Raw genomic sequence first — 19,865 nt, forward strand, 5'->3', positions numbered from 1 at the left:
GGCGCTGTGCTCGGGGCCGAGCAGCATCTCGTTATGCGGCGCGCCCGAGGGGATCATCGGGAACACGTTTTCCTTTTCGTCGACGCAGATATCGGCGATCACCGGCCGGTCCACGGCGAGCATTTCGGCGATCACCCGGTCCAGGTCATCGGTGGTCTCGGCGCGTAGGCCGACGGCGTGGAAACTCTCGGCGAGCTTCACGAAATCGGGCAGGGCCTCCGAGTAGCTTTCGGAATAACGGCTGCCATGCAGCAATTCCTGCCACTGGCGCACCATGCCCATATAGCGGTTGTTGAGGATGAAAATCTTCACCGGCAGGCGGTACTGCGCCAGCGTGCCCATTTCCTGGATGTTCATCAGGATGCTGGCCTCGCCGGCAATGTCGATGACCAGCGCGTCGGGGTGCGCGACCTGCACGCCCATCGCCGCCGGCAGGCCATAGCCCATGGTGCCGAGGCCGCCACTGGTCATCCAGCGGTTCGGGCGCTCGAAGCCGAAATGCTGCGCGGCCCACATCTGGTGTTGGCCGACCTCGGTGGTGATGAAGGTCTCGCGCCCGGTCTGGCGGGTGAGTTCGTAGAGCCGGCGAATGGCATGCTGCGGCTTGATGATCGAACCCGGGGCCTCAGGCTGCACGAAGGCAAGGCTACGCTTCTCGCGCCAGCTGTCGATCTGCCGCCACCAGGCGGTGATGGCTGAGCGGTCCGGGGCTGCGTTCTCGGCGCGGATACGGGCGACAAGGGCGCGCAGCACCAGGGCGGCGTCGCCGAGGATGGCAACGTCGACCGTCACGACCTTGTTGATGTTGGAGGCGTCGATATCGGCGTGGATCTTCTTGGAATGGGGGCTGAACGCATTGAGCCGCCCGGTTACCCGGTCGTCGAAACGGGCGCCGATATTGATCATCACGTCGCAGCCGTGCATCGCCATATTGGCTTCGTAGGTGCCATGCATGCCGAGCATGCCGAGGAAATGCGGGTCGCTTGCCGGCAGGGCGCCCAGGCCCATCAGCGTATTGGTGCAGGGAATGCCGGTTTCGGCCACGAGTTCACGGAGCAGGGCAGAGGCTTCCGGTCCGGCATTGATCACGCCGCCGCCGGTATAGAGCACGGGGCGGCGCGCCCCGCGGATGAGCGCCACGGCCTTTTCGATCTGTGCGTCGTCAGGCTCGGTGCGCGGCCGGTAGCTGCGATGCGGTTCCGAAGGCGCGGCGGTATAGGACGCCGGCTTGATCAGAATGTCCTTCGGCAGGTCGATCACCACCGGGCCGGGCCGGCCGCTCCGCGCCACATAGAAAGCCTCATGCACGACGCGGGCGAGGTCTTCCGAGCGTTTCACGAGATAGTTGTGCTTGGTCGCCGGCCGGGTGATGCCCACGGTATCGGCTTCCTGAAAGGCATCGTTGCCGATCAGATGTGTCGGCACCTGACCGGTCAGGCAAACGAGCGGGATGGAATCCATCAGCGCGTCGACCAGGCCGGTCACGGCATTGGTGGCACCCGGGCCGCTTGTCACCAGCACGCAGCCGACGCGGCCGGTGCTGCGGGCATAGCCTTCAGCCGCATGCACGGCCGCCTGCTCGTGGCGGACCAGGATGTGCCGAATGGCGTTCTGCTGGAACAGCGCGTCGTAAATCGGCAGGACCGCGCCGCCCGGATAGCCGAAAATGACCTCGACGCCCTGCTCCTTGAGCGCGCGAAGGAGCACCTGGGCACCCGCGGCAGGAGTTTCGGCGTGGTTCACTTCGGCATTCATGGCAGGTCCTCGGGTTTTCAGCCTGATTGCTGGGCGCCGGTAATGAACCCCGCCGGGCGGTGGCGTCAACCAAGATCGCGAATAAAACGAGTCAGATCAGCTATTCCGCTTTCCGAAAGTTGCGCAGGATGCGTGATTTGCGCATGGATCATATGCGTGTGGCCGTCATCGGCGAGTTCATGATGCCGAAACCAGGTTGCCTGCCGCTTAATGTAGCGATGCGTATTGGTCACTGCCTGGGTACGGGCAGCCGCCATTGTCATCGTGCCGCGCAGGTGGGCTGCGAGTTCCGGCACGCCATGGGCGCGCATCGCAGGCAGGGCGGTATCCAGGCTCTGGTCGACCAGGGCGCGCACCTCTTCCAGGGCGCCGGCCGCGAGCATGGCGTCGAAGCGGCGGGCAGCACCGGCATGAAGCGCGTCCCGCGGCGGATCAAGCTGGATCGCGCGAAAGCGCCAGGGCGGGGGCGCCTGCCGTCGTTCCCGCCGCCAGGATTCGAGGCCGCGCCCAGTGCTCAGCCAGACCTCGTAGGCGCGCGCGATGCGCTGCCCGTCTGAAGGCAGAATGAGGGAAGCGGTATCGGGGTCCTGCGCCGCCAACTCCGCGTGTAAGGCTTCCGGGCCGAGGGTGACGAGCGCTGCCCGCGCCTCCGTGCGGGCCGCGGGCAGGATCGGCGGAATTTCGGCCAGCCCCTGGCGGAGCGCCGAGAAATAGAGACCCGTGCCGCCGCAGAGGATGGGCATCAGCCCATGGGCCTGCGCATCGGCCATCTGGCCCAGTGCCTCCTGCCGCCACCACGCGACGTTGCCGGGGTCGGAAGCCGGGCGCACGCCGTAGAGCGCATGCGGCACGGCTGCCTCCTCGGCCTCGCTCGGCCGGGCGGTGAGGATGCGCAGCTCCTGATAGATTTGCATGGAATCGGTATTGATAACGACGCCGCCGAGGGCCTGGGCCAAGCGCAGGGCGAGCGCCGATTTGCCGCTGCAGGTCGGCCCCGCGATAAACAGGGCGAGTGGGAGCGGTCGTGCCGGGGTCCGTGCGGCTGCAGCAAAGCTCATGCTATGGCCGCCGCGCCTGTCAATTCGACCCACCCATTCCGCAAGACCACCTTGCGTGCCATGACGCCCCCCGTCAGTCTCGGCGCCCCATGCGCCATATCCTCACGCTCGTCGCCGATCGCCAATCGACCACCCTCTCCGCTGCCGTGATCCGCAGGGTACAGGAAGCTGTGCGCGGGGGCGACCCCGTGATCCTGAGCGAGGGCGAGGCCGCAGATATTTCCGTGGACCAGCCGCCTGACCCAGTCCTGATGCAGGAGGTACTGGAGAATGCGCCGGTAGACTGGATCGTCACCAAGTCCCGCGGTCGCCGCAAGGGGTTGCTGGTGGCGGATATGGACAGCACCATCGTCACCAGCGAGACGTTGGATGAACTGGCGGGCTATGCCGGCCTTCAGGCCGAGATCGCGGCGATCACCACGCTCAGCATGAATGGCGAGATTGACTTCGCCGAGGCGCTGCGCCGGCGCGTTTCCATGCTGCGCGGGTTGTCTCTCGATGCACTGCGGAAGACATGGGAGAAGACGGAGCTCATGCCGGGCGCGCGCGAGCTGATCGCCACCATGCGAAAGCACAATGCGCTGACCGCTCTCGTCTCCGGCGGCTTCACCTTCTTCACCGGCAAGGTTGCCGAAGCGGCGGGCTTCGACCGCCACCACGCCAATGTCCTCCTCGACGATGGGGTCGCCCTGACGGGCGAGGTCGCCGAGCCGATCCTCGATCGGGACGCCAAGAAGGCGACGCTACTGGCCCTGGCGCAGGAGCGGGGGCTGCAACTCTCAGCGACCATGGCGGTGGGGGATGGCGCCAACGATCTCGCCATGCTGGCCGTGGCCGGTCTCGGCATCGCCTATCACGCGAAGCCGATCGTCGCGCGGGAGGCGAAGGCTCGCGTCGATCACGGCAATCTGCGCGCGCTCCTCTTTGCACAAGGCTATCCCGCTGCCACCTTCGTCTCCTGATCCACCGGCCGCAAAGGACGTTAGCCCATGTCGTCGACGCCTGTTCATGACTGGGTGAAGCCGCGGCTCGATGCGCTGGTGGAAGAGGCTGTGGCGAGTGGGATGGACCGCGAGGTCATCGTGGCCGTGCTGACCGACATTATCGAGGGACCCGGCTATAATCGGGCGGTGGTCACGGAGGCGGATACACCCCAGCCCGATGGCCGGACCGACCCGCGGCAGGAGCCGCTCTCGAACCGTAGCCTGCCTGTGACCCGCGGTGAGTGGAGCCCCTATTCGGTCGACACCCAGCCCGATCCGACGTAGCAGCGCTCAGCCTGCACGCGGAAACAGCGGCGGGTCGTAGTCAACGCTGATGAACGTGAGCCCATCCGGGGGCGCCGTCGGGCCGGCAGCTGCGCGGCTGTGGGCTTGCAGTGCGCGCGCGACCCGGATCGGCTCCCAAATCCCATCGCCCACGAGCTTCAGCGTGCCGACCATATTGCGCACCTGATGATGGAGAAAGCTGCGCGCTTCGGCCTCGATGATGATGTGCATGCCGTCGCGGCGGACATCGAGCCGGTCGAGGGTACGGACGGGGGATTTCGCTTGGCAGCTTGCGGCCCGGAACGAGGTGAAGTCGTGCCGGCCGACCAGGTGTTTCGCGCCCTCAGCCATGGCGCTCGCTTCCAGTGCATGCGGCACATGCCAGACCCGGCCCGTCTCCAGGGCAGGTCGCGCGGAGCGGTTGAGGATGACATAGCGGTAACGCCGCCGGAGCGCGTCGAAACGCGGATGCCAGTCCGCCGGCGCGACACAGGCTGACTGGACCACCACCGGATAAGGCTTCATGTGAAAGTTGAGGGCCTGTGCCACGCGGTGGGGCGGCAGGTCCTTCGGCAGAGCGATCATCGCCACCTGGCCTTCGGCATGCACGCCGGCATCGGTGCGCCCGGCGATGGCGGCGGCCACAGGCGCGCCATCCGCGAGGTTGGAAGCGGCGGCCTCCAGCACTTCCTGAATGGACAGGCCGTTGAGCTGGCGCTGCCATCCGACGAAACCCCGCCCGTCATATTCCAGGAGCAGGGCGTAGCGTGTCGTCATGGGCCGAGCTGGGTGCCCACCGGCAGGGGCAGGCCGCGCAGGAAATCACCGGCTGCCATGGGCGCGCGGCCGGCACGCTGCAGCTTGAGGATGCGCAGCGCGTCCTCGCCGCACGCGATCGTCAGGCGATCGTCCAGTACCGTGCCGGCTGTGCCCTCGCCGGACACGACCTCCGCGTCCAGCACCTTCAGCGTGTCGGCGCCGAGGGTCGTGAACGTGCCGGGCCACGGATCGAAGGCGCGGACCTGCCGGAGGATGGTGGCGGCCGGCTTCGTCCAGTCGATCCGCCCGTCGGCGCGGGTCAGCCGGGCGGCGTAGGTGGCACCGTCCTCCGGTTGCGGCACAGGGGGGGGATTCTCGTCCAGCACGCGCAAAATGAGACGCGCGCCGATCTCTGCCAGCGCATCATGGATCTGGCTGAGACGATCCGCGGGGCCGATCGTCACGCGTCCTTGCATCAGCATCGGCCCGGTATCGAGGCCTTCGTCCATCTGCATGATGGTGATGCCCGTTTCGGCGTCTCCCGCCAGGATCGCGGCATGGATGGGTGCCGCGCCGCGCCAGCGCGGCAGCAGACTGGCATGGATGTTGATACAGCCCCGGCGCGGCGTTTCCAGCCAGGCGCGGGGCAGGATCAGCCCATAGGCGGCGACGATTGCGGCCTCCGCGCCGAGTGCCTGGAATTCGGCAAGCGCTTCCGCATTGCCGCGCAGTTTTGCCGGATAGTGGACGGGCAGGCGGAGGTCTTCCGCCGCCTTCTGCACGGGGCAGGGCTGCAGAGTCTGGCCTCGGCCAGCCGGGCGCGGCGGCTGGCAATAGACGGCGACGACCTCGTGCCCGGCCCCTGCCAGGGCGCGCAGCGCGGGTACCGCAAAATCCGGACTGCCCATGAAGACGAGGCGCATGGCGGGGTTCCCCTCAGCCGTTCTTCCGCAGCCGCTTTTCCTTCACCATCTTGCGCAGGATGATGTTGCGCTTCAGCGCCGAGAGATGATCGACGAAGAGAATGCCGTCGAGATGGTCGATCTCATGCTGCAGGCAGGTGGCGAGGAGCCCGTCCGCCTCGATCGTCTGCGTGTGGCCGTCCAGATCCTCATAGGAAACGGTGACGCGCTCCGGCCGGGTCACATCGGCATACTGCCCGGGGATCGACAGGCAGCCTTCCTCCCGCGTTACCTCTTCGGTGCTCGTCTTCTCGACCTTCGGATTGATGAGGATGATGGGCGCGGGCTTGTCGTCAGGCTGCAGATCGACGACGGCGAGGCGAAGATCGACCCCTACCTGGGGTGCCGCAAGGCCAATGCCGGGGGCGGCGTACATGGTGGCGAGCATACGCTGGGCGAGGGCACTGACCCGCGTGCGATCGGCCGCAGTCACGAGGCGGGTGCGGGTCTTCAGCCGGGGGTCGGGCGCTATGACAAGCGGCAGGGTTTCCGCCTGGGGGGCGGCTGTCGTCTCGGGCTGGGCTGCGGGGGTCTGGGCGCTCATGGCGGGGATGTAGCGGTCCGGCCCGCAGGGATCAACGGAGAGCATTGCATTCCCGCTCTTGCAAGGCTGCGGCGATCCACCCACTATATGTTGAGAACGAGTGCCGCTTCCGGGCTCGTCAATGCTTCGCTCTATGAAGAGGAGGCTCACGCCTATGACGACCCGTGTCTTTACCTCGCCCTTGTTTCTTGGCTTCGACCATCTGGAGCAGATGCTGGAACGCGCATCCAAAACCCAGTCTGAAGGGTATCCGCCTTATAACATCGAACAAACCGGCCCATCCGGTCTTCGGATTTCTTTGGCAGTTGCCGGCTTCAGCATGGAGGACCTCCAGATCACCCACGAGGACAACCAGTTGGTGATTCGTGGGCGCCAGGGAGAGGACAATCAGAGCCGCGTCTTCCTTTACCGGGGGATCGCGTCCCGGCAGTTCCAGCGCGCCTTCGTGCTGGCTGAGGGAATCGAGATCAAGGGCGCCTGGTTGCACAATGGATTGCTGCATATCGATTTAATCCGGCCTCAACCGGAAAGCCGGGTGCGGACGATTCCGATTGATACGGTGGCGAAGTCGGCGCCTGCCGTGCCGGGGCGCACCCGGCGGGACATCCGGGAGGTGGCCGAGATTGGGCCGCAGATGGGTGTCTCCCGCATCGTGGACGAGCAGTAAGCCTAGCTTTGAGCGTTTACAGGACGGGCCGATGTGCCGTCCGCGGAAAGGAAAATCAGGTCATGCGCAGTCAGGACAGCGCTGATAGCGATAACAAGGTTCTCTCTCAGATTCTGGATATCCGCCACATCACAACCGCCCAGCTGGCTCAGCTTGGCGTCTCGCAGCTCGCCTATATCAAACCGGTAACGGTTGGTGGCGAGGATGTTTTCGCCATCCACGCGGCCGATGGCACACCGATGGCGGTCGCCCCCAATCGCGAACTCGCTTGGGGAGCCATCATCGAACATGAGATGGTGCCGGCCCTCGTTCATTGACCGCGCTCCATTGACCGGAATGGGGCCATGACCGACGCGAAGGCGGTTTTCGCTTTCGCGCCAGGGGGTTCCTCGGGCATGTCTCGCTGATGGCGAAAACTACTGCCCGCTATGTCTGCCAGAGCTGCGGTGCCGTCTATCCCAAATGGGGAGGACGGTGTGAAGCCTGCGGCGCCTGGAACTCCATCGTCGAGGAAATTGCCCCGGCCGGGCAGGGCAGCCGGTCGGCGCCCCAGGGGCGCCGGATTGCGCTCGTCGGCCTCGAAGGCGAATCGGCCCCACCGCCACGGCTCGAGATTGGCCTCACTGAACTTGACCGGGTGTTGGGTGGGGGTCTTGTTCCGGCCTCCGCCATTCTCGTGGGCGGCGATCCCGGTATCGGCAAATCCACCCTCATGCTGCAGGCCGCCGCCAGCCTCGCCCGCGCCGGCAGGCGCGTCGTCTATGTTTCAGGCGAAGAATCGGTCGATCAGCTGCGCATGCGGGCCCGTCGGCTCGGTCTTACCGATGCGCCAGTCGAGCTTGCCAATGCCACCGGCGTGCAGGACATCGCGGCGACGCTTGCAAGCGCCGGACGGGGGGAGGGGCGGCCCGTCTCCCTGCTCATCATCGATTCCATTCAGACCATGGCGCATGACGCGCTCGATTCCGCGCCCGGCACGGTCGGGCAGGTGCGCGCCTCGGCGCTGGAACTCATCCGCCTCGCCAAGGCCGAGGGCTTCGCCCTCGTCCTCGTCGGCCACGTCACCAAAGACGGTGCGCTCGCCGGGCCGCGCGTGATGGAGCATATGGTCGACGCCGTGCTCTATTTCGAAGGCGATCGCGGCCACCAGTTCCGCATCCTGCGGGGCGTGAAAAATCGCTTCGGCGCGACCGACGAGATCGGCGTGTTCGAAATGACGGAGGATGGCCTTGGCGAGGTCGCCAATCCTTCCGCGCTTTTCCTCGCCGAGCGGCGGGGCAATATCGCCGGCAGCGCGGTTTTCGCGGGCCTCGAGGGCACGCGGCCGGTTCTCATGGAAATCCAGGTTCTGCTGTCCCCCAACCCGGGTGGCGCGCCGCGGCGCTCGGTCGTCGGCTGGGATTCGGGCCGTCTCGGCATGCTGCTCGCGGTGCTCGAAAGCCGGGGCGGCCTCAGACTCGCCCAGCAGGATGTCTATCTCAATGTCGCGGGCGGCCTGCGCATCACCGAGCCGGCGGCAGATCTCGCGGTCGCGGCCGCCATCGCCTCTGCCGCCGCTGGCCAGCCGACCGACCCGAGCCTCGCCTTTTTTGGGGAGATCGGTCTATCGGGTGAGGTGCGGCAGGTGGCACAGGCGGAGTCGCGGCTCAAGGAGATGGCGAAGCTCGGCTTCGCCTCCGCCGCCATGCCGCGGCGCCTCGGCGCCGGCAGCAAGCGCGCCATCGCCTCGCCTCCCGGCCTCACTGTGCTAGAGATCGGTCATGTGAGCGACCTGCTTGGCCGCTTCAGCGACAAGCCCACCGGCCAATCCCCGGCCAAGACTCGGAAAACGGAGCCTGCCTTGGAAGGTTCGGAATGACCTGGTTCGATCTCGCCATGCTCGGCGTGCTCGCGATCTCTGCCATCCTGGCCTTCTTCAGGGGTTTTGTTCGGGAGGTGATGGGGGTGGGCGCCTGGATCGGCGCCATCGTCGTCGCCTTCTGGTTCGCGCCCTTCGTGGAGCCCAAGTTCGAGCAATGGATTCACGCGAAAGAATTCGCTGATCCTGCGGCAATCGCCACGGTCTTTGTGGTCGCGCTGATCGTCTTCTCGGTGGTCAGCGGCTGGGTCGGCGCGCTGGTACGCGGTTCGGTGCTGGGTGGGGTGGACCGCACCCTCGGCATCGTCTTCGGCATTGCCCGCGGCGCAGCCCTTCTGATCTTCTGCTATGTCGCCGCGGGATTGGTGACCACACCGCAGGACTGGCCCCAGCCGATACGTGATGCACGACTGCTCCCCTATGTGTATGAGGGGGCGCAGCAAGCGGTATCCTTCCTGCCGGCGCAGTTCCACCCGCATTTGGCGGCACCGCCGACAACGAAACCGCCGAGCTTGAATGATCTGCTACAGCCGGCGCCGAAAGGCTCGGCCTTGTCACCGGCCCAGGGGCAGACCGGGCAGGCCCAGTGAGACCGCCGTCAAAAGCGGATGAGCTGGCTTAGAGGGATGGTTCGATGATCGACGTGTATGGCTCGGTTCGTGCTGAGGAACCCGGTGACGACGATAAGATGCACGAGGAATGCGGCGTCTTCGGCGTCTGGAACGCCCAGGATGCCGCGGCCATTACCGCCCTCGGCCTTCATGCCCTTCAGCATCGCGGCCAGGAAGCAACGGGCATCGCGAGCTATGACGGCGAACGCTTCCACATTCACAAAGGCCTCGGGCTCGTCGGCGATAACTACAGCGACGCCAAGGTGATAGCGGGTCTGCCCGGTGGCTACGCCATCGGCCATAACCGCTATGCGACCACGGGCGAGACCGTGCTCCGCAACGTGCAGCCGCTTTATGCCGATTTCGCCTTCGGCGGATTCGCGGTCGGGCATAACGGCAATCTCACCAATGCCGCTGCCATCCGCCGTGAACTCGTCCGCCGCGGCTGCCTCTTCCAGTCCTCGATGGATTCGGAAGTCTTCATCCATCTTATCGCGATCAGCCTGTATTCCACGGTGCTGGACCGTCTGATCGACGCGCTGAAGCAGGTCGTCGGTGCCTATTCCCTCGTCGCTCTCTCCCAGGACGGGCTGATCGGCGTACGCGACCCTCAGGGCGTGCGCCCGCTCATCCTCGGCCGACTTCCGCATCCCGATGGTTCGGACGGCTGGGTGCTGGCGAGCGAGACCTGCGCGCTCGAGATTGTCGGCGCCGACTTCGTTCGCGACATCGAGCCGGGCGAGATTGTGGTCATCAACGACCAGGGCGTGCGCAGCGTAAAGCCCTTCCATCGCACCACCTCGCGCTTCTGCATCTTCGAATATGTCTATTTCGCCCGGCCTGATTCCGTCATGGAAGGCAAGCCGGTCTATGAGGCGCGCAAGAAGATCGGCGCCATGCTGGCCCGCGAATCCGGGGTGGATGCCGATGTCATCGTTCCGGTCCCTGATTCCGGCGTGCCCTCGGCCATGGGCTATGCCGCGGAAAGCGGCATCCCTTACGAACTCGGCATCATTCGCAACCACTATGTCGGCCGTACGTTCATCGAGCCGACCGACCAGATTCGCAACCTTGGAGTTCGGCTGAAGCATTCCGGCAACCGTGCGGTGCTGGAAGGCAAGCGGGTGATCCTGGTGGATGATTCGATCGTCCGCGGCACGACAAGCCGCAAGATCGTCGAGATGGTCCGCGCCGCAGGCGCCACCGAGGTGCATATGCGCATCTCCTCGCCGCCGACGACGCATTCCTGCTTCTACGGCATCGACACCCCGGAACGCGGCAAGCTGCTCGCCGCCCGGCACGATGTCGCCGAAATGGCGGAACTGATCGGCGCTGACAGCCTCGCCTTCATCTCGATCGACGGCCTCTATCGGGCGCTCGGCGTCGCCGGCCGCAACGCGGCCGACCCGCATTTCTGCGACGCCTGCTTCACCGGTGACTATCCGATCGCGTTGCACGACCTCGAGGTCCCGCCTGGGCGTGTCACCCCGCTGCTGACCAAGGTCGGCTGAGTCTTCGCCCGGGCCACCTCCGGGCCGGGCGTATCCCCGTTCTGCCATGTCGGAATCCACGGCCGGCCATCCCGCCTTCGCGGGGCGGCGCGGGCGACTGGCGAACCTGCGGGCGAGAGCCTTGCGCATTGGGAATAGGAAAATCGTCTTATTCGTGAGCGCGGAACCCCCCGGGTTTTGGACGAAATGCCCTATTGACAGCGAGAATTCGCCAATCGCGGTTGCGTGAGATCGGGGCGATGATCTACCCATGCCGCAGACGCGAAGGTGATCAGGTTCTCATGCGGATCCACAACGCAACTAGCGGACCTGGATTTGTTGCGCAGTCATCATTCGTGGCTTGGTGTGATGGATTCAAGACGAAGACTTGAAATTTGATGATTCGACTTCATAACGGTATTCGTCGCCAGCTCCTCCTCGCATCGGCACTGGTCCTCGGGCTCATCGGCAATGCGGCTCATGCCCAAGCCAAATCGCATCACACAACGCATCGGGTCGCGAAAACCACGCATACGAAGCGAACCCACGTCGCTCACCGTGCGACGCACCGAACCCGGCATTACGCATCCCGAAGCCACCAAACTCACGCCACGCACCATGTCGCCTGGTTGCAATGCGTGCCCTATGCGCGGCGCGTCTCCGGCATCGAGATCAAGGGGGATGCCTATACCTGGTGGCGCAAGGCCGATGGACGTTACGAGCGCGGCCACCAGCCTGCGCCCGGCGCCGTTCTGAGCTTCAAGCGCACGCGGGGCATGTATCTCGGCCATGTGGCGGTCGTCAGCGAGACGGTCGGTCCGCGCAAGATCCTCATCACCCAGGCCCATTGGCCGGCGCCGGGCATGCGCCATGGCGACATTTCGCACGCCATATCGGTCGTCGACGTCTCCCCAGACAATGACTGGACCCAGGTTCGGGTCGAAATCGGGCATAGCGGCCGCTATGGTTCCGTCTATCAGACCAATGGTTTCATCTACGGTTCCCAATCGGAAGATACCCTGATGGCGCAGGCGTCCACCGCCCATGCCGCGGCGAGTGCCGCGATGAACGGTGGGTCGGTCTGGTCGCAGACTGTTCAACTCGCCTCCGCCCCGAGCTACGGAGGCGCGGCAATCACCGATTCGGCACCGGATCGCTCGCTGCGTTAGGCTGCCAGTTCCTGCGGCAGCGGAACCCTTAGTCCTGCTGCAGCCGCTCCGGTGTGGCGGGTCCAGAGCGGAGGAGAATTGCATGAAGAGAATCCTGTCGGTTGCCGCTGGCCTCCTGTTGCTTGCCGCCGCGCCGGCTTATGCGGCGCAGCACGTCGCCCGGTTCAAGGATTGGGCGGTGTCGAGCTACACCCAAAAGGGCCATCGCATCTGCTACACCTTCACCCAGGCGCTGACGGAGCGCCGCTCCCACGGCAAATGCGGTGTCGCCGTGCTGGTCGTCACCCATGCCCCGCCGCGGCATGACCGGGTGGTGGTGAGCCCCTGCAAGCAATACGGCACCGGGCAGACGGCGCTGACCATGGCAGTCGGCACCAAGCATCTCGGCTTTCACGCGCGTGGCCAATACGCCTATGCGAATGCGTCGGCGGCGGCGATTGCTGCCTTCCGCCGCGGCATGAAGGCCACGATCGCGGCGCCGGCGGGCCATCGGGACGAGGCCTTCAGCCTGCGCGGCTTCACCGCGGCCTATGACGACATGCGCCGGCAATGCGTCGGGTGAGCGGCCCCGCGCCGTGACGCGCGACGCACAGTACCGGGAAGCGCAACTCGTTGCCCTTTACGACCGCTTGAACGGTGCCGACCACGACCATGCGTTCTATGAGCAGCGTCTGGTGCCTGCGCCGCAGCGCGTGCTCGATCTCGGCTGCGGTACCGGCCTGCTCGCCCGGCGGCTGGTGCGGCTCGGCCATCGCGTGACGGGCGTCGATCCGGCGGCGGCCATGATCGCCTTCGGCCGTGCCCAGCCGGAGGGCGACCGGATCCTTTGGCATCACGGCACGATTGACGCCCTGCCGCCCGCGGCCTGCTTCGATGCCGTCATCATGACCGGCCATGCCTTCCAGTGCCTCACGACCCCGGAGGCCGTGGCAGGAACCATGGCGGCCGTCCGTCGGCATCTTGCCCCGGGCGGGCGCTTCATGTTCGAAAGCCGCAATCCTCTCGTCCGTGACTGGGACAGCTGGACGCCGGATGACGCCGCTACCGTGACCGACGAAAGCGGCACCCCGGTGCGGGTCTACACTTCGATCCTGGCAGAGGAGGAAGGGCCGCGCGTCACTTTTCGCAACCATTTCGCCTTCCCCGATGGCGAGCAGTGGAGTGACTCCACCCTCCTTTTCCTCTCGCGGGACGAGATTCTCCGGCATCTGCGCGATGCCGGCTTCACGACCTTCGAGGTCTATGGCGACTGGGCAGGCAGCGCCTTCACCGAACGCAGTCCCGAGACCATCGTGATCGCCGGCTAGCCTTCAGCTGGCGAGCGCTTCTCGCTGCATCTCAAGCTCCAGCCAGCGTTCCTCGGCGGCTGCGAGGTCAGCTTCCACCTTGGCGAGTTTCTCGGAGGTCGCCGCAAATTTCTTCGCGTCCTTCGCGTAGAGTTCAGGATCTGCCATCAGCGCCTGAAGCTTCGTGATCTCCGTATGCATGGCCGCGATCTGGCTCGGCAGTTTCTTCAGCGCATCGACATCTTTGAAGCTCATCTTCCGGACCGAGGGCGCGGCCGCTTCCTGCCGGGGCACGCCCGTCTTGGAGGGGGTGGCCTGGGTACCGGGCCGCGCCGGCAGATCCGAGCGCCGCTGGGCCATCATGTCCGAATAGCCGCCAGCATATTCCGTCCAGCGGCCGTCACCTTCCGAGCCGAGCGTTGAGGTCACGACCCGGTCCAGGAAGTCTCGGTCATGGCTGACGAGCAGCACCGTGCCTGCGTAGTCGGCGAGCATGTCCTGCAGCAGGTCCAGCGTTTCGAAATCGAGGTCGTTGGTCGGCTCGTCGAGGATGAGAAGATTGGACGGCCGGGCCAGCGCGCAGGCCAGCAGCACGCGCCCGCGCTCCCCGCCGGAAAGCGTGCCGACCGGCGTGCGCGCCTGTTCCGGCTTGAACATGAAGTCCTTCATATAGCCGATGACATGGCGTTTCTCGGCACCCACCTGGACCATCTCGCCATGGCCGTCGGTCAGCGTATCGGCCAGCGTCCGCGTGGGGTCGAGTGCCGCGCGCTGCTGGTCGAGCGTCACCATTTCCAGATTGGTGCCGATGCGAATCCGGCCCTCATCGGGTTCGACCTGCCCGGTCAGCAGCTTGAGGAGGGTGGATTTGCCGGCGCCGTTCGGGCCCACAATGCCTAAGCGGTCACCCCGGATCACGCGCAGGTCGAGGTTCTTCACGATCGGCCGGTCGTAGGATTTGGAGACGTTCTCGGCCACGAAAACGAGCTTGCCCGAGCCTTCCGCCTCGCTTGCCGCCATCTTCGCACCCGTCCCGAGGGCGTTGCGTTCCCGGTAGTGCTGCCGCAGATCGGCGAGTTCGCCGACGCGGCGGACATTGCGCTTGCGCCGCGCCGTGACGCCGTAGCGCATCCAGTCTTCCTCGCGCGCAATCTGGCGGGCGAGCTTGTGATGCTCGGCCTCCTCCTGCGCCAGCAGTTCCTCCCGCCAGTCGTCATAGGCCGCGAAACCACGGTCGACCCGGCGCGTCGTGCCGCGGTCGAGCCAGATCAGCGAACGGGAGAGGGTGGTGAGAAGCCGCCGGTCATGGCTGATCAGCACGAGCCCTGCGCGCAACCGCCCGAGTTCGCTTTCCAGCCATTCGATGGCCGGCAGGTCGAGATGGTTGGTCGGTTCGTCGAGCAGCAGAAGATCGGGCTCCGGCGCCAAGGCGCGCGCGAGCGCGGCGCGGCGGGCTTCCCCGCCCGAGAGATTGGCTGGGTTCTCTTCTCCGTTCAGTCCGAGGGAGTAGAGCAGGCTGACAGCGCGGTACGGGTCATCCCCCGGGCCCATGCCGGCCTCGACATAGGCGAGGGTGGTCTCGAAGCCCGAGAGGTCGGGCTCCTGCGGCAGGTAGCGGATGGTGGCACCGGGCTGGATGAAGCGCGTGCCTTGGTCCACGGGCAAGAGGCCGGCGGCTATCTTGAGCAGCGTCGATTTGCCCGAGCCATTACGGCCAATGAGGCAGATGCGGTCGCCCGCACCGACTCCAAGCTCGGCCCCCCGCAGCAGCGCCGTGCTGCCGAGGTGGACGTGAATATCCTGAAGCATGAGGAGAGGAGGAGATGCCATGGGCGGCTTGTCGCCGATCCGGCCGGTCTCGTGCAAGGTGGGGCAGTTTTCGCAACCCGGCCGGCTTGCACGCAGATGACGCTTGCTTCACGCGGGGCAGGCCTTGCTTGACAGGCCCAGGCCTTTCCGCGACATGCGCCTTTGCGTCTTATGAGGTCAATTGCTCCTATGGCTCAGCGTAAAACAGCCGGCTGGGGCGACAGCCTCAAGACGGTCATCTATGCCGCACTGATCGCGATCTTCATCAGAACGTTCCTTTACGAGCCGTTCAACATCCCCTCAGGCAGCATGATCCCGACGCTGCTGGTGGGCGACTATCTGTTCGTCTCGAAATTCAGCTACGGCTATTCGAACTATTCATTCCCCTTCTCGCCCAGCATCTTTCAGGGGCGCATCTTCGGCAGCCTGCCGAAGCGGGGCGATGTCGCGGTCTTCCGCCTGCCGCGTGACCCGAGCATCGACTACATCAAGCGCATCGTCGGCCTGCCCGGCGACAGCATCCAGATGATCCAGGGCCATCTTTATATCAATGGCAAGGAACTGCCCCGCGATCCGGACGGGTCCTACACGACCGAAGGCGACAATGATGGCCCGCCCATGGTGCTCAAGAAATACATCGAGACCATGCCAGACGGGCTGAAGCACCCGATCCTCAAAGCCTCGGATGACGGGCCGCTTGATAATACCCAGGTCTATCACGTGCCGCCGGGCTATGTTTTCGGCATGGGTGACAATCGCGATGACAGTCTCGACAGCCGCGTGCTGGATGCTGTCGGCTATATTCCGGTCGCCAACCTGGTGGGCAAGGCAGACTTCATCTTCTTCTCGATCGATGCCCGCTATCCCTGGTGGGAGATCTGGCAATGGCCACTGGAGATCCGCTGGAATCGCATCTTCCATGCGATTCATTGATATCTGATCGCGCACCCGGAGCCGCAGGGGGCAGGGGGGAGGCCGGCCTGCCGGCGGCCCCCATTAGCGAGGCGACCCTCGCTGATGTCGAACGTTTGCTCGGCCACCACTTCGCCAATCCCCGCCTCGTTCAGGAAGCTCTGACCCATCGCTCCGCCGCTGGCTCGGGCTTCCTCTCCAACGAGCGGCTCGAATTTCTGGGTGACCGCGTGCTCGGCCTCACCATGGCCGTCTGGCTCACCGAATATTATCCGCGCGAGCAGGAAGGGGCACTCGGCCGCCGCCTCGCCCATCTCGTCTCCCAGCCTGTTCTGGCCGAGGTCGCCGAGACGCTTGGCCTGCCCGCGCTCCTCGCGGTGGCACCCGGAGAGGCGCGTGCCGGCGTGCGCCGTCGCGCCTCGGTGCTTGCCGATGCGGTGGAGGCGCTGCTGGGCGCCATGTATCTCGATGCCGGGCTCGACCCGGTCCAGCGGTTCGTCCGCCAGCATTTCGCGTCCGCCATGCTGGGCGAGGCGGAGCCACCCAAGGACGCCAAGACAGGCCTGCAGGAATGGGGGCAGGCGCATGGCTTCGGCCTGCCCGCCTATGAAATCGCGGCCCAGGAAGGTCCCTCACACGCACCCCATTTCGTCATCCGGGTGACCCTGGGCGGGGAGGTGGCGGAGGGTACGGCCGGAAACCGGCGCGCGGCGGAGCAGGCGGCCGCGCAAACGTTGCTCACCCGCATGAAGGGCGCTAGGGACAGCAAGCCGGCCGCCAAGCCCGGCATCAAGACCAAGTCAGGACCGAGAAAGCCATGAACCCGCAGCCGACCGAGACCCAACGCTGCGGCTTCGTCGCCATCATCGGCGCGCCGAATGCCGGCAAATCGACGCTTCTGAACCGTATCGCTGGAACCAAACTCTCGATCGTCAGCCCCAAGGCGCAAACCACCCGTTTTCGCATCATGGGCATCCTGATGCAGGGCGCGGCGCAGATCCTCCTCGTCGATACGCCGGGTATCTTCCAGCCCAAGCGCCGGCTGGATCGGGCGATGGTCAACGCCGCCTGGACCGGCATGCAGGACGCCGATCTCACAGTATTGCTGGTCGATGCCAAGGCCGGTCTCTCCGAACTGACGGAAGGGATCATCAAGCGCCTGGCCGAGACTGAGCGCGACATCTGGCTTGTCCTCAACAAGGTCGACCTCGTGGAACCGGCGCGGCTGCTGCCGCTGATCGCCGAGATCAACAAGCGGCTGCCCGCGCGGGAGACCTTCATGGTCAGCGCCGCAACCGGGGAGGGTGTGGCCGAGCTCCGCGATGCGCTGAGCGCCGCTATGCCGGAGGGACCGCATCTGTATCCCGACGAGGACCTGACAGACCTGCCGGACCGGCTGCTTGCCGCTGAGATCGTGCGCGAGCAAATCCTGCTCCAGACGCATCAGGAAGTGCCGCATGAAACGACGGTCGAGACCGAGAGCTTTCAGGAGCGTCGGGATGGGTCCGTCCGCATTGATGCGACCATCACCGTCTCCCGTCCCGGCCACAAGGCCATCCTGATCGGCGCCGGGGGCGCACGCATCAAGGAGATCGGCGCCCGCGCCCGTGTCGAACTGACCAAGCTCTTCGATCGCAAGGTCCATCTTTTCCTGACCGTCAAGGAGCGCGCGGGCTGGGACGAGAAAACCCAGCACCTGCGTGCCCTCGGCCTCGACGATTGAGGCCGGCCGCCTAACCTCTCAAGAACGGGACTGCCCCATGAGCCGCATCGCCTACGTCAATGGCCGCTACCTGCCGCTGGCAGCGGCCCAGATCAGGGTCGAGGATCGCGGATTTCTCTTCGGGGACGGCATCTACGAGGTCGTCTATGTCAATCGCGGCCGTTTCGTGGACGCGGAGAAGCATCTTGCGCGGTTGGAACGCTCGCTGCGGGAAGTCCGGATCGCCATGCCGGTCGGCCGTCCTGCGCTGGAGGGCATTCTGCGCGAAATCGTGGAGCGCAACCGCATCAGGGACAGTGGGCTGATCTATATCCAGATCACCCGGGGCGCTGCCCGGCGCGAGCATGTCTTTCCGCAGGCCGGCACGCGGCCGACCCTGGTGGTGACGGCGCGGGCCTTGGCGTCCTTTCCCAAGGACGTGGATACCTGGGCGACCGGCATTGTGACCGGGCCCGATCAGCGCTGGGCGCGCTGTGATATCAAGACCGTCAATCTGCTGCCCAATGTGCTTGCCAAGCAGGCGGCAAAGGAGGCCGGTGCCTTCGAGATGGCGCTGGTCGACGAAGCGGGGATGGTGACCGAATGCGCCTCCTCCAATATCTGGATCGTGGATGCGGCGGGGCGCCTGCGCACCCGGCCGCTCGGCCATGACATCCTGCCCGGTTGCACCCGTGCCGCCCTCGCCGAGCTCTTGGCGGGGGAGCGGCTGACGCTCGAGGAGCGCGCCTTCAGCCTCGATGACCTGCGCGCGGCGCGCGAGGTCTTCATCACCAGCGCCACAAGCTTTGTCCGCCCGATTACCCGGATCGACGGCGCGACGGTGGGCGAGGGCGAGGTCGGCCCCGTCACCCGCCAGCTGTTTGCCGCTTTCTCCCGCCATGTTCAGGGCGGCTTGCCGAACGCCGCCTGAGAGACGCAGGATTCGCCCGGCCGCCCGGCCAGTATCGCGCTACCAGAAGGACCGCCCGCCATGAGCAACCTCCGCCGCTCGATCATTCTGCAGACCCGCCCCAAAGGCGCGCCCTCGCTGGAGAATTTCGGGATCGAGGAACAGGCGATGCCGAAGCCGGGCGAGGGAGAAGTGCTGACGCGCACGCTCTGGCTTTCGCTCGACCCCTATATGCGTGGCCGCATGAGCGACCGCCCCTCCTATGCCGCGCCGGTCGCGATCGGCGCGCCGATGACCGGAGAGACGGTGGGCGAGGTGGTGGAGTCCCGCGACCCGCGCTTTGTGCCGGGCGATGTCGTGACCGGCGCCTTCGGCTGGCAGTCCCATATCGTGACGCCGGGCGAGCGGCTGTTCAAAATTCCCAAGGGCGGCGCGCCCCATTCTGCCTATCTCGGCGTGCTCGGCATGCCGGGGGCGACGGCCTATGCCGGCATGACGGAGATCGGCCAGCCCCGCGCAGGCGAGACGGTGGTGATTTCGGCTGCCTCGGGTGCCGTCGGCGCCATCGCCGGGCAGATCGCGAAACGCGCCGGTGCCCGGGTCATCGGCGTCGCCGGCAATGCGGACAAATGCCTCTACGTGCAGGAAACGCTCGGCTTCGATGACTGCATCGACCATCGCGCCGTGATGGATCTTGATGCGGCGCTGCGGGATGCCTGCCCGAAGGGCATCGATGTCTATTTCGAGAATGTCGGCGGCGATTTGCAGCACGCGGTTTTCCCGCTTCTGAACAATTTCGGTCGCGTCATCATGTGCGGCATGGTCGCCGAATATAACGACACCCATCATCGCCCCGGTCCGAACCTGATGGACGTGGTGAAGAAGCGGCTGCACATCGAGGGCTTCATCATCACCGACCGGCCCGCGCGGTTCGAGGAATGGCGCGCCCTGGCGACGCCCTGGGTGATGGATGGTAGTTTGCATTTCCGCGAACATGTGGTCGACGGGCTGGAAAATGCCCCTGAAGCCTTCATCGAGCTGCTGCGCGGCCACAATTTCGGTAAGCTCGTCATCCGTGTCGCTGAACCCAGCAAGGGAGTCTGAG

The 19,865-nt window shown here is 65.7% G+C and carries 21 protein-coding genes; 15 read left to right on the forward strand and 6 right to left on the reverse strand.

Annotated features, from left to right (window positions below):
* Nucleotides 1-1,755 (reverse strand): acetolactate synthase 3 large subunit (locus VL752_RS14440; RefSeq protein WP_325356456.1); only part of this gene is annotated, 1,755 nt, incomplete at its 3' end.
* A gap of 65 nt (nucleotides 1,756-1,820) precedes the next feature.
* Complete coding sequence (miaA, locus tag VL752_RS14445) at nucleotides 1,821-2,813, reverse strand: tRNA (adenosine(37)-N6)-dimethylallyltransferase MiaA (RefSeq protein ID WP_325356458.1); 993 nt, start codon at nucleotides 2,811-2,813, stop codon at nucleotides 1,821-1,823.
* Nucleotides 2,814-2,902: 89 nt separating this feature from the next.
* Between miaA and serB the strand changes: the two genes are divergently transcribed.
* Both serB and VL752_RS14455 read left to right on the forward strand, forming a co-directional pair.
* Nucleotides 2,903-3,775: a phosphoserine phosphatase SerB gene (gene serB, locus VL752_RS14450; RefSeq protein ID WP_325356460.1), complete on the forward strand. Its 873-nt coding sequence runs from the start codon at nucleotides 2,903-2,905 to the stop codon at nucleotides 3,773-3,775.
* 27 nt (nucleotides 3,776-3,802) lie between these two features.
* Nucleotides 3,803-4,081, forward strand: a complete 279-nt coding sequence (locus tag VL752_RS14455; RefSeq protein ID WP_325356462.1) for a hypothetical protein — start codon at nucleotides 3,803-3,805, stop codon at nucleotides 4,079-4,081.
* 6 nt (nucleotides 4,082-4,087) lie between these two features.
* On the opposite strand, the gene truA is transcribed toward VL752_RS14455, so the two are convergent.
* Genes truA through def form a run of 3 tightly spaced genes read right to left on the reverse strand, consistent with a single transcriptional unit; the run spans nucleotide 4,088 to nucleotide 6,346 of the window.
* Entirely contained in the window at nucleotides 4,088-4,858 is a 771-nt protein-coding gene (gene truA, locus VL752_RS14460; RefSeq protein WP_325356464.1) for a tRNA pseudouridine(38-40) synthase TruA, read from the reverse strand.
* Nucleotides 4,855-5,763 (reverse strand): methionyl-tRNA formyltransferase, encoded by a 909-nt coding sequence (gene fmt, locus VL752_RS14465; RefSeq protein ID WP_325356466.1) that lies wholly within the window; start codon nucleotides 5,761-5,763, stop codon nucleotides 4,855-4,857. Before fmt ends, truA begins: the two co-directional genes overlap by 4 nt.
* Before the next feature lie 13 nt (nucleotides 5,764-5,776).
* Nucleotides 5,777-6,346: a peptide deformylase gene (gene def / locus VL752_RS14470; RefSeq protein WP_325356504.1), complete on the reverse strand. Its 570-nt coding sequence runs from the start codon at nucleotides 6,344-6,346 to the stop codon at nucleotides 5,777-5,779.
* A gap of 154 nt (nucleotides 6,347-6,500) precedes the next feature.
* Between def and VL752_RS14475 the strand changes: the two genes are divergently transcribed.
* The 8 genes from VL752_RS14475 to VL752_RS14510 all read left to right on the forward strand — a co-directional run bounded on the left by VL752_RS14475 (nucleotide 6,501) and on the right by VL752_RS14510 (nucleotide 13,448).
* Nucleotides 6,501-7,013, forward strand: a complete 513-nt coding sequence (locus tag VL752_RS14475) for an Hsp20 family protein (RefSeq protein WP_325356468.1) — start codon at nucleotides 6,501-6,503, stop codon at nucleotides 7,011-7,013.
* A 62-nt stretch (nucleotides 7,014-7,075) separates the two neighbouring features.
* Nucleotides 7,076-7,330, forward strand: coding sequence for a DUF1150 family protein (locus VL752_RS14480; protein ID WP_325356470.1), 255 nt, complete (start codon nucleotides 7,076-7,078; stop codon nucleotides 7,328-7,330).
* An 89-nt stretch (nucleotides 7,331-7,419) separates the two neighbouring features.
* A complete protein-coding gene (gene radA / locus VL752_RS14485; RefSeq protein WP_325356472.1) occupies nucleotides 7,420-8,871 on the forward strand; it encodes a DNA repair protein RadA in 1,452 nt (483 codons plus the stop codon).
* A complete protein-coding gene (locus VL752_RS14490) occupies nucleotides 8,868-9,461 on the forward strand; it encodes a CvpA family protein (RefSeq protein ID WP_325356474.1) in 594 nt (197 codons plus the stop codon). The genes radA and VL752_RS14490 overlap by 4 nt, the downstream gene beginning before the upstream one ends.
* A 44-nt stretch (nucleotides 9,462-9,505) precedes the next feature.
* Nucleotides 9,506-10,993, forward strand: a complete 1,488-nt coding sequence (gene purF / locus VL752_RS14495) for an amidophosphoribosyltransferase (protein WP_325356476.1) — start codon at nucleotides 9,506-9,508, stop codon at nucleotides 10,991-10,993.
* 377 nt (nucleotides 10,994-11,370) lie between these two features.
* Nucleotides 11,371-12,141 carry a CHAP domain-containing protein gene (locus VL752_RS14500; RefSeq protein WP_325356478.1) on the forward strand — a complete coding sequence of 257 codons (771 nt, stop codon included), beginning with the start codon at nucleotides 11,371-11,373 and terminating at the stop codon, nucleotides 12,139-12,141.
* A gap of 82 nt (nucleotides 12,142-12,223) precedes the next feature.
* On the forward strand, nucleotides 12,224-12,703 hold the full coding sequence (locus VL752_RS14505) for a hypothetical protein (RefSeq protein ID WP_325356480.1): 480 nt from the start codon (nucleotides 12,224-12,226) through the stop codon (nucleotides 12,701-12,703).
* A gap of 13 nt (nucleotides 12,704-12,716) precedes the next feature.
* On the forward strand, nucleotides 12,717-13,448 hold the full coding sequence (locus tag VL752_RS14510; protein WP_325356482.1) for a class I SAM-dependent methyltransferase: 732 nt from the start codon (nucleotides 12,717-12,719) through the stop codon (nucleotides 13,446-13,448).
* Between the two features lie 3 nt (nucleotides 13,449-13,451).
* Here VL752_RS14510 and VL752_RS14515 read toward each other — a convergent pair whose 3' ends face one another.
* A complete protein-coding gene (locus VL752_RS14515; RefSeq protein ID WP_325356484.1) occupies nucleotides 13,452-15,257 on the reverse strand; it encodes an ATP-binding cassette domain-containing protein in 1,806 nt (601 codons plus the stop codon).
* 168 nt (nucleotides 15,258-15,425) lie between these two features.
* Here VL752_RS14515 and lepB point away from each other — a divergent pair, with 168 nt between their 5' ends.
* From lepB to VL752_RS14540, 5 genes are all read left to right on the forward strand, one after another.
* A complete protein-coding gene (lepB, locus tag VL752_RS14520; RefSeq protein ID WP_325356486.1) occupies nucleotides 15,426-16,169 on the forward strand; it encodes a signal peptidase I in 744 nt (247 codons plus the stop codon).
* Between the two features lie 62 nt (nucleotides 16,170-16,231).
* Complete coding sequence (gene rnc, locus VL752_RS14525) at nucleotides 16,232-16,969, forward strand: ribonuclease III (protein WP_325356506.1); 738 nt, start codon at nucleotides 16,232-16,234, stop codon at nucleotides 16,967-16,969.
* Nucleotides 16,966-17,871: a GTPase Era gene (gene era / locus VL752_RS14530; RefSeq protein WP_325356488.1), complete on the forward strand. Its 906-nt coding sequence runs from the start codon at nucleotides 16,966-16,968 to the stop codon at nucleotides 17,869-17,871. The genes rnc and era overlap by 4 nt, the downstream gene beginning before the upstream one ends.
* A gap of 37 nt (nucleotides 17,872-17,908) precedes the next feature.
* Nucleotides 17,909-18,781 (forward strand): D-amino-acid transaminase, encoded by an 873-nt coding sequence (locus VL752_RS14535; protein WP_325356490.1) that lies wholly within the window; start codon nucleotides 17,909-17,911, stop codon nucleotides 18,779-18,781.
* Between the two features lie 60 nt (nucleotides 18,782-18,841).
* On the forward strand, nucleotides 18,842-19,864 hold the full coding sequence (locus VL752_RS14540; RefSeq protein ID WP_325356492.1) for an NADP-dependent oxidoreductase: 1,023 nt from the start codon (nucleotides 18,842-18,844) through the stop codon (nucleotides 19,862-19,864).
* Nucleotide 19,865: the final 1 nt, after the last annotated feature.

This window comes from Acidisoma sp., from assembly GCF_035492295.1.
Lineage (GTDB): Bacteria > Pseudomonadota > Alphaproteobacteria > Acetobacterales > Acetobacteraceae > Acidisoma.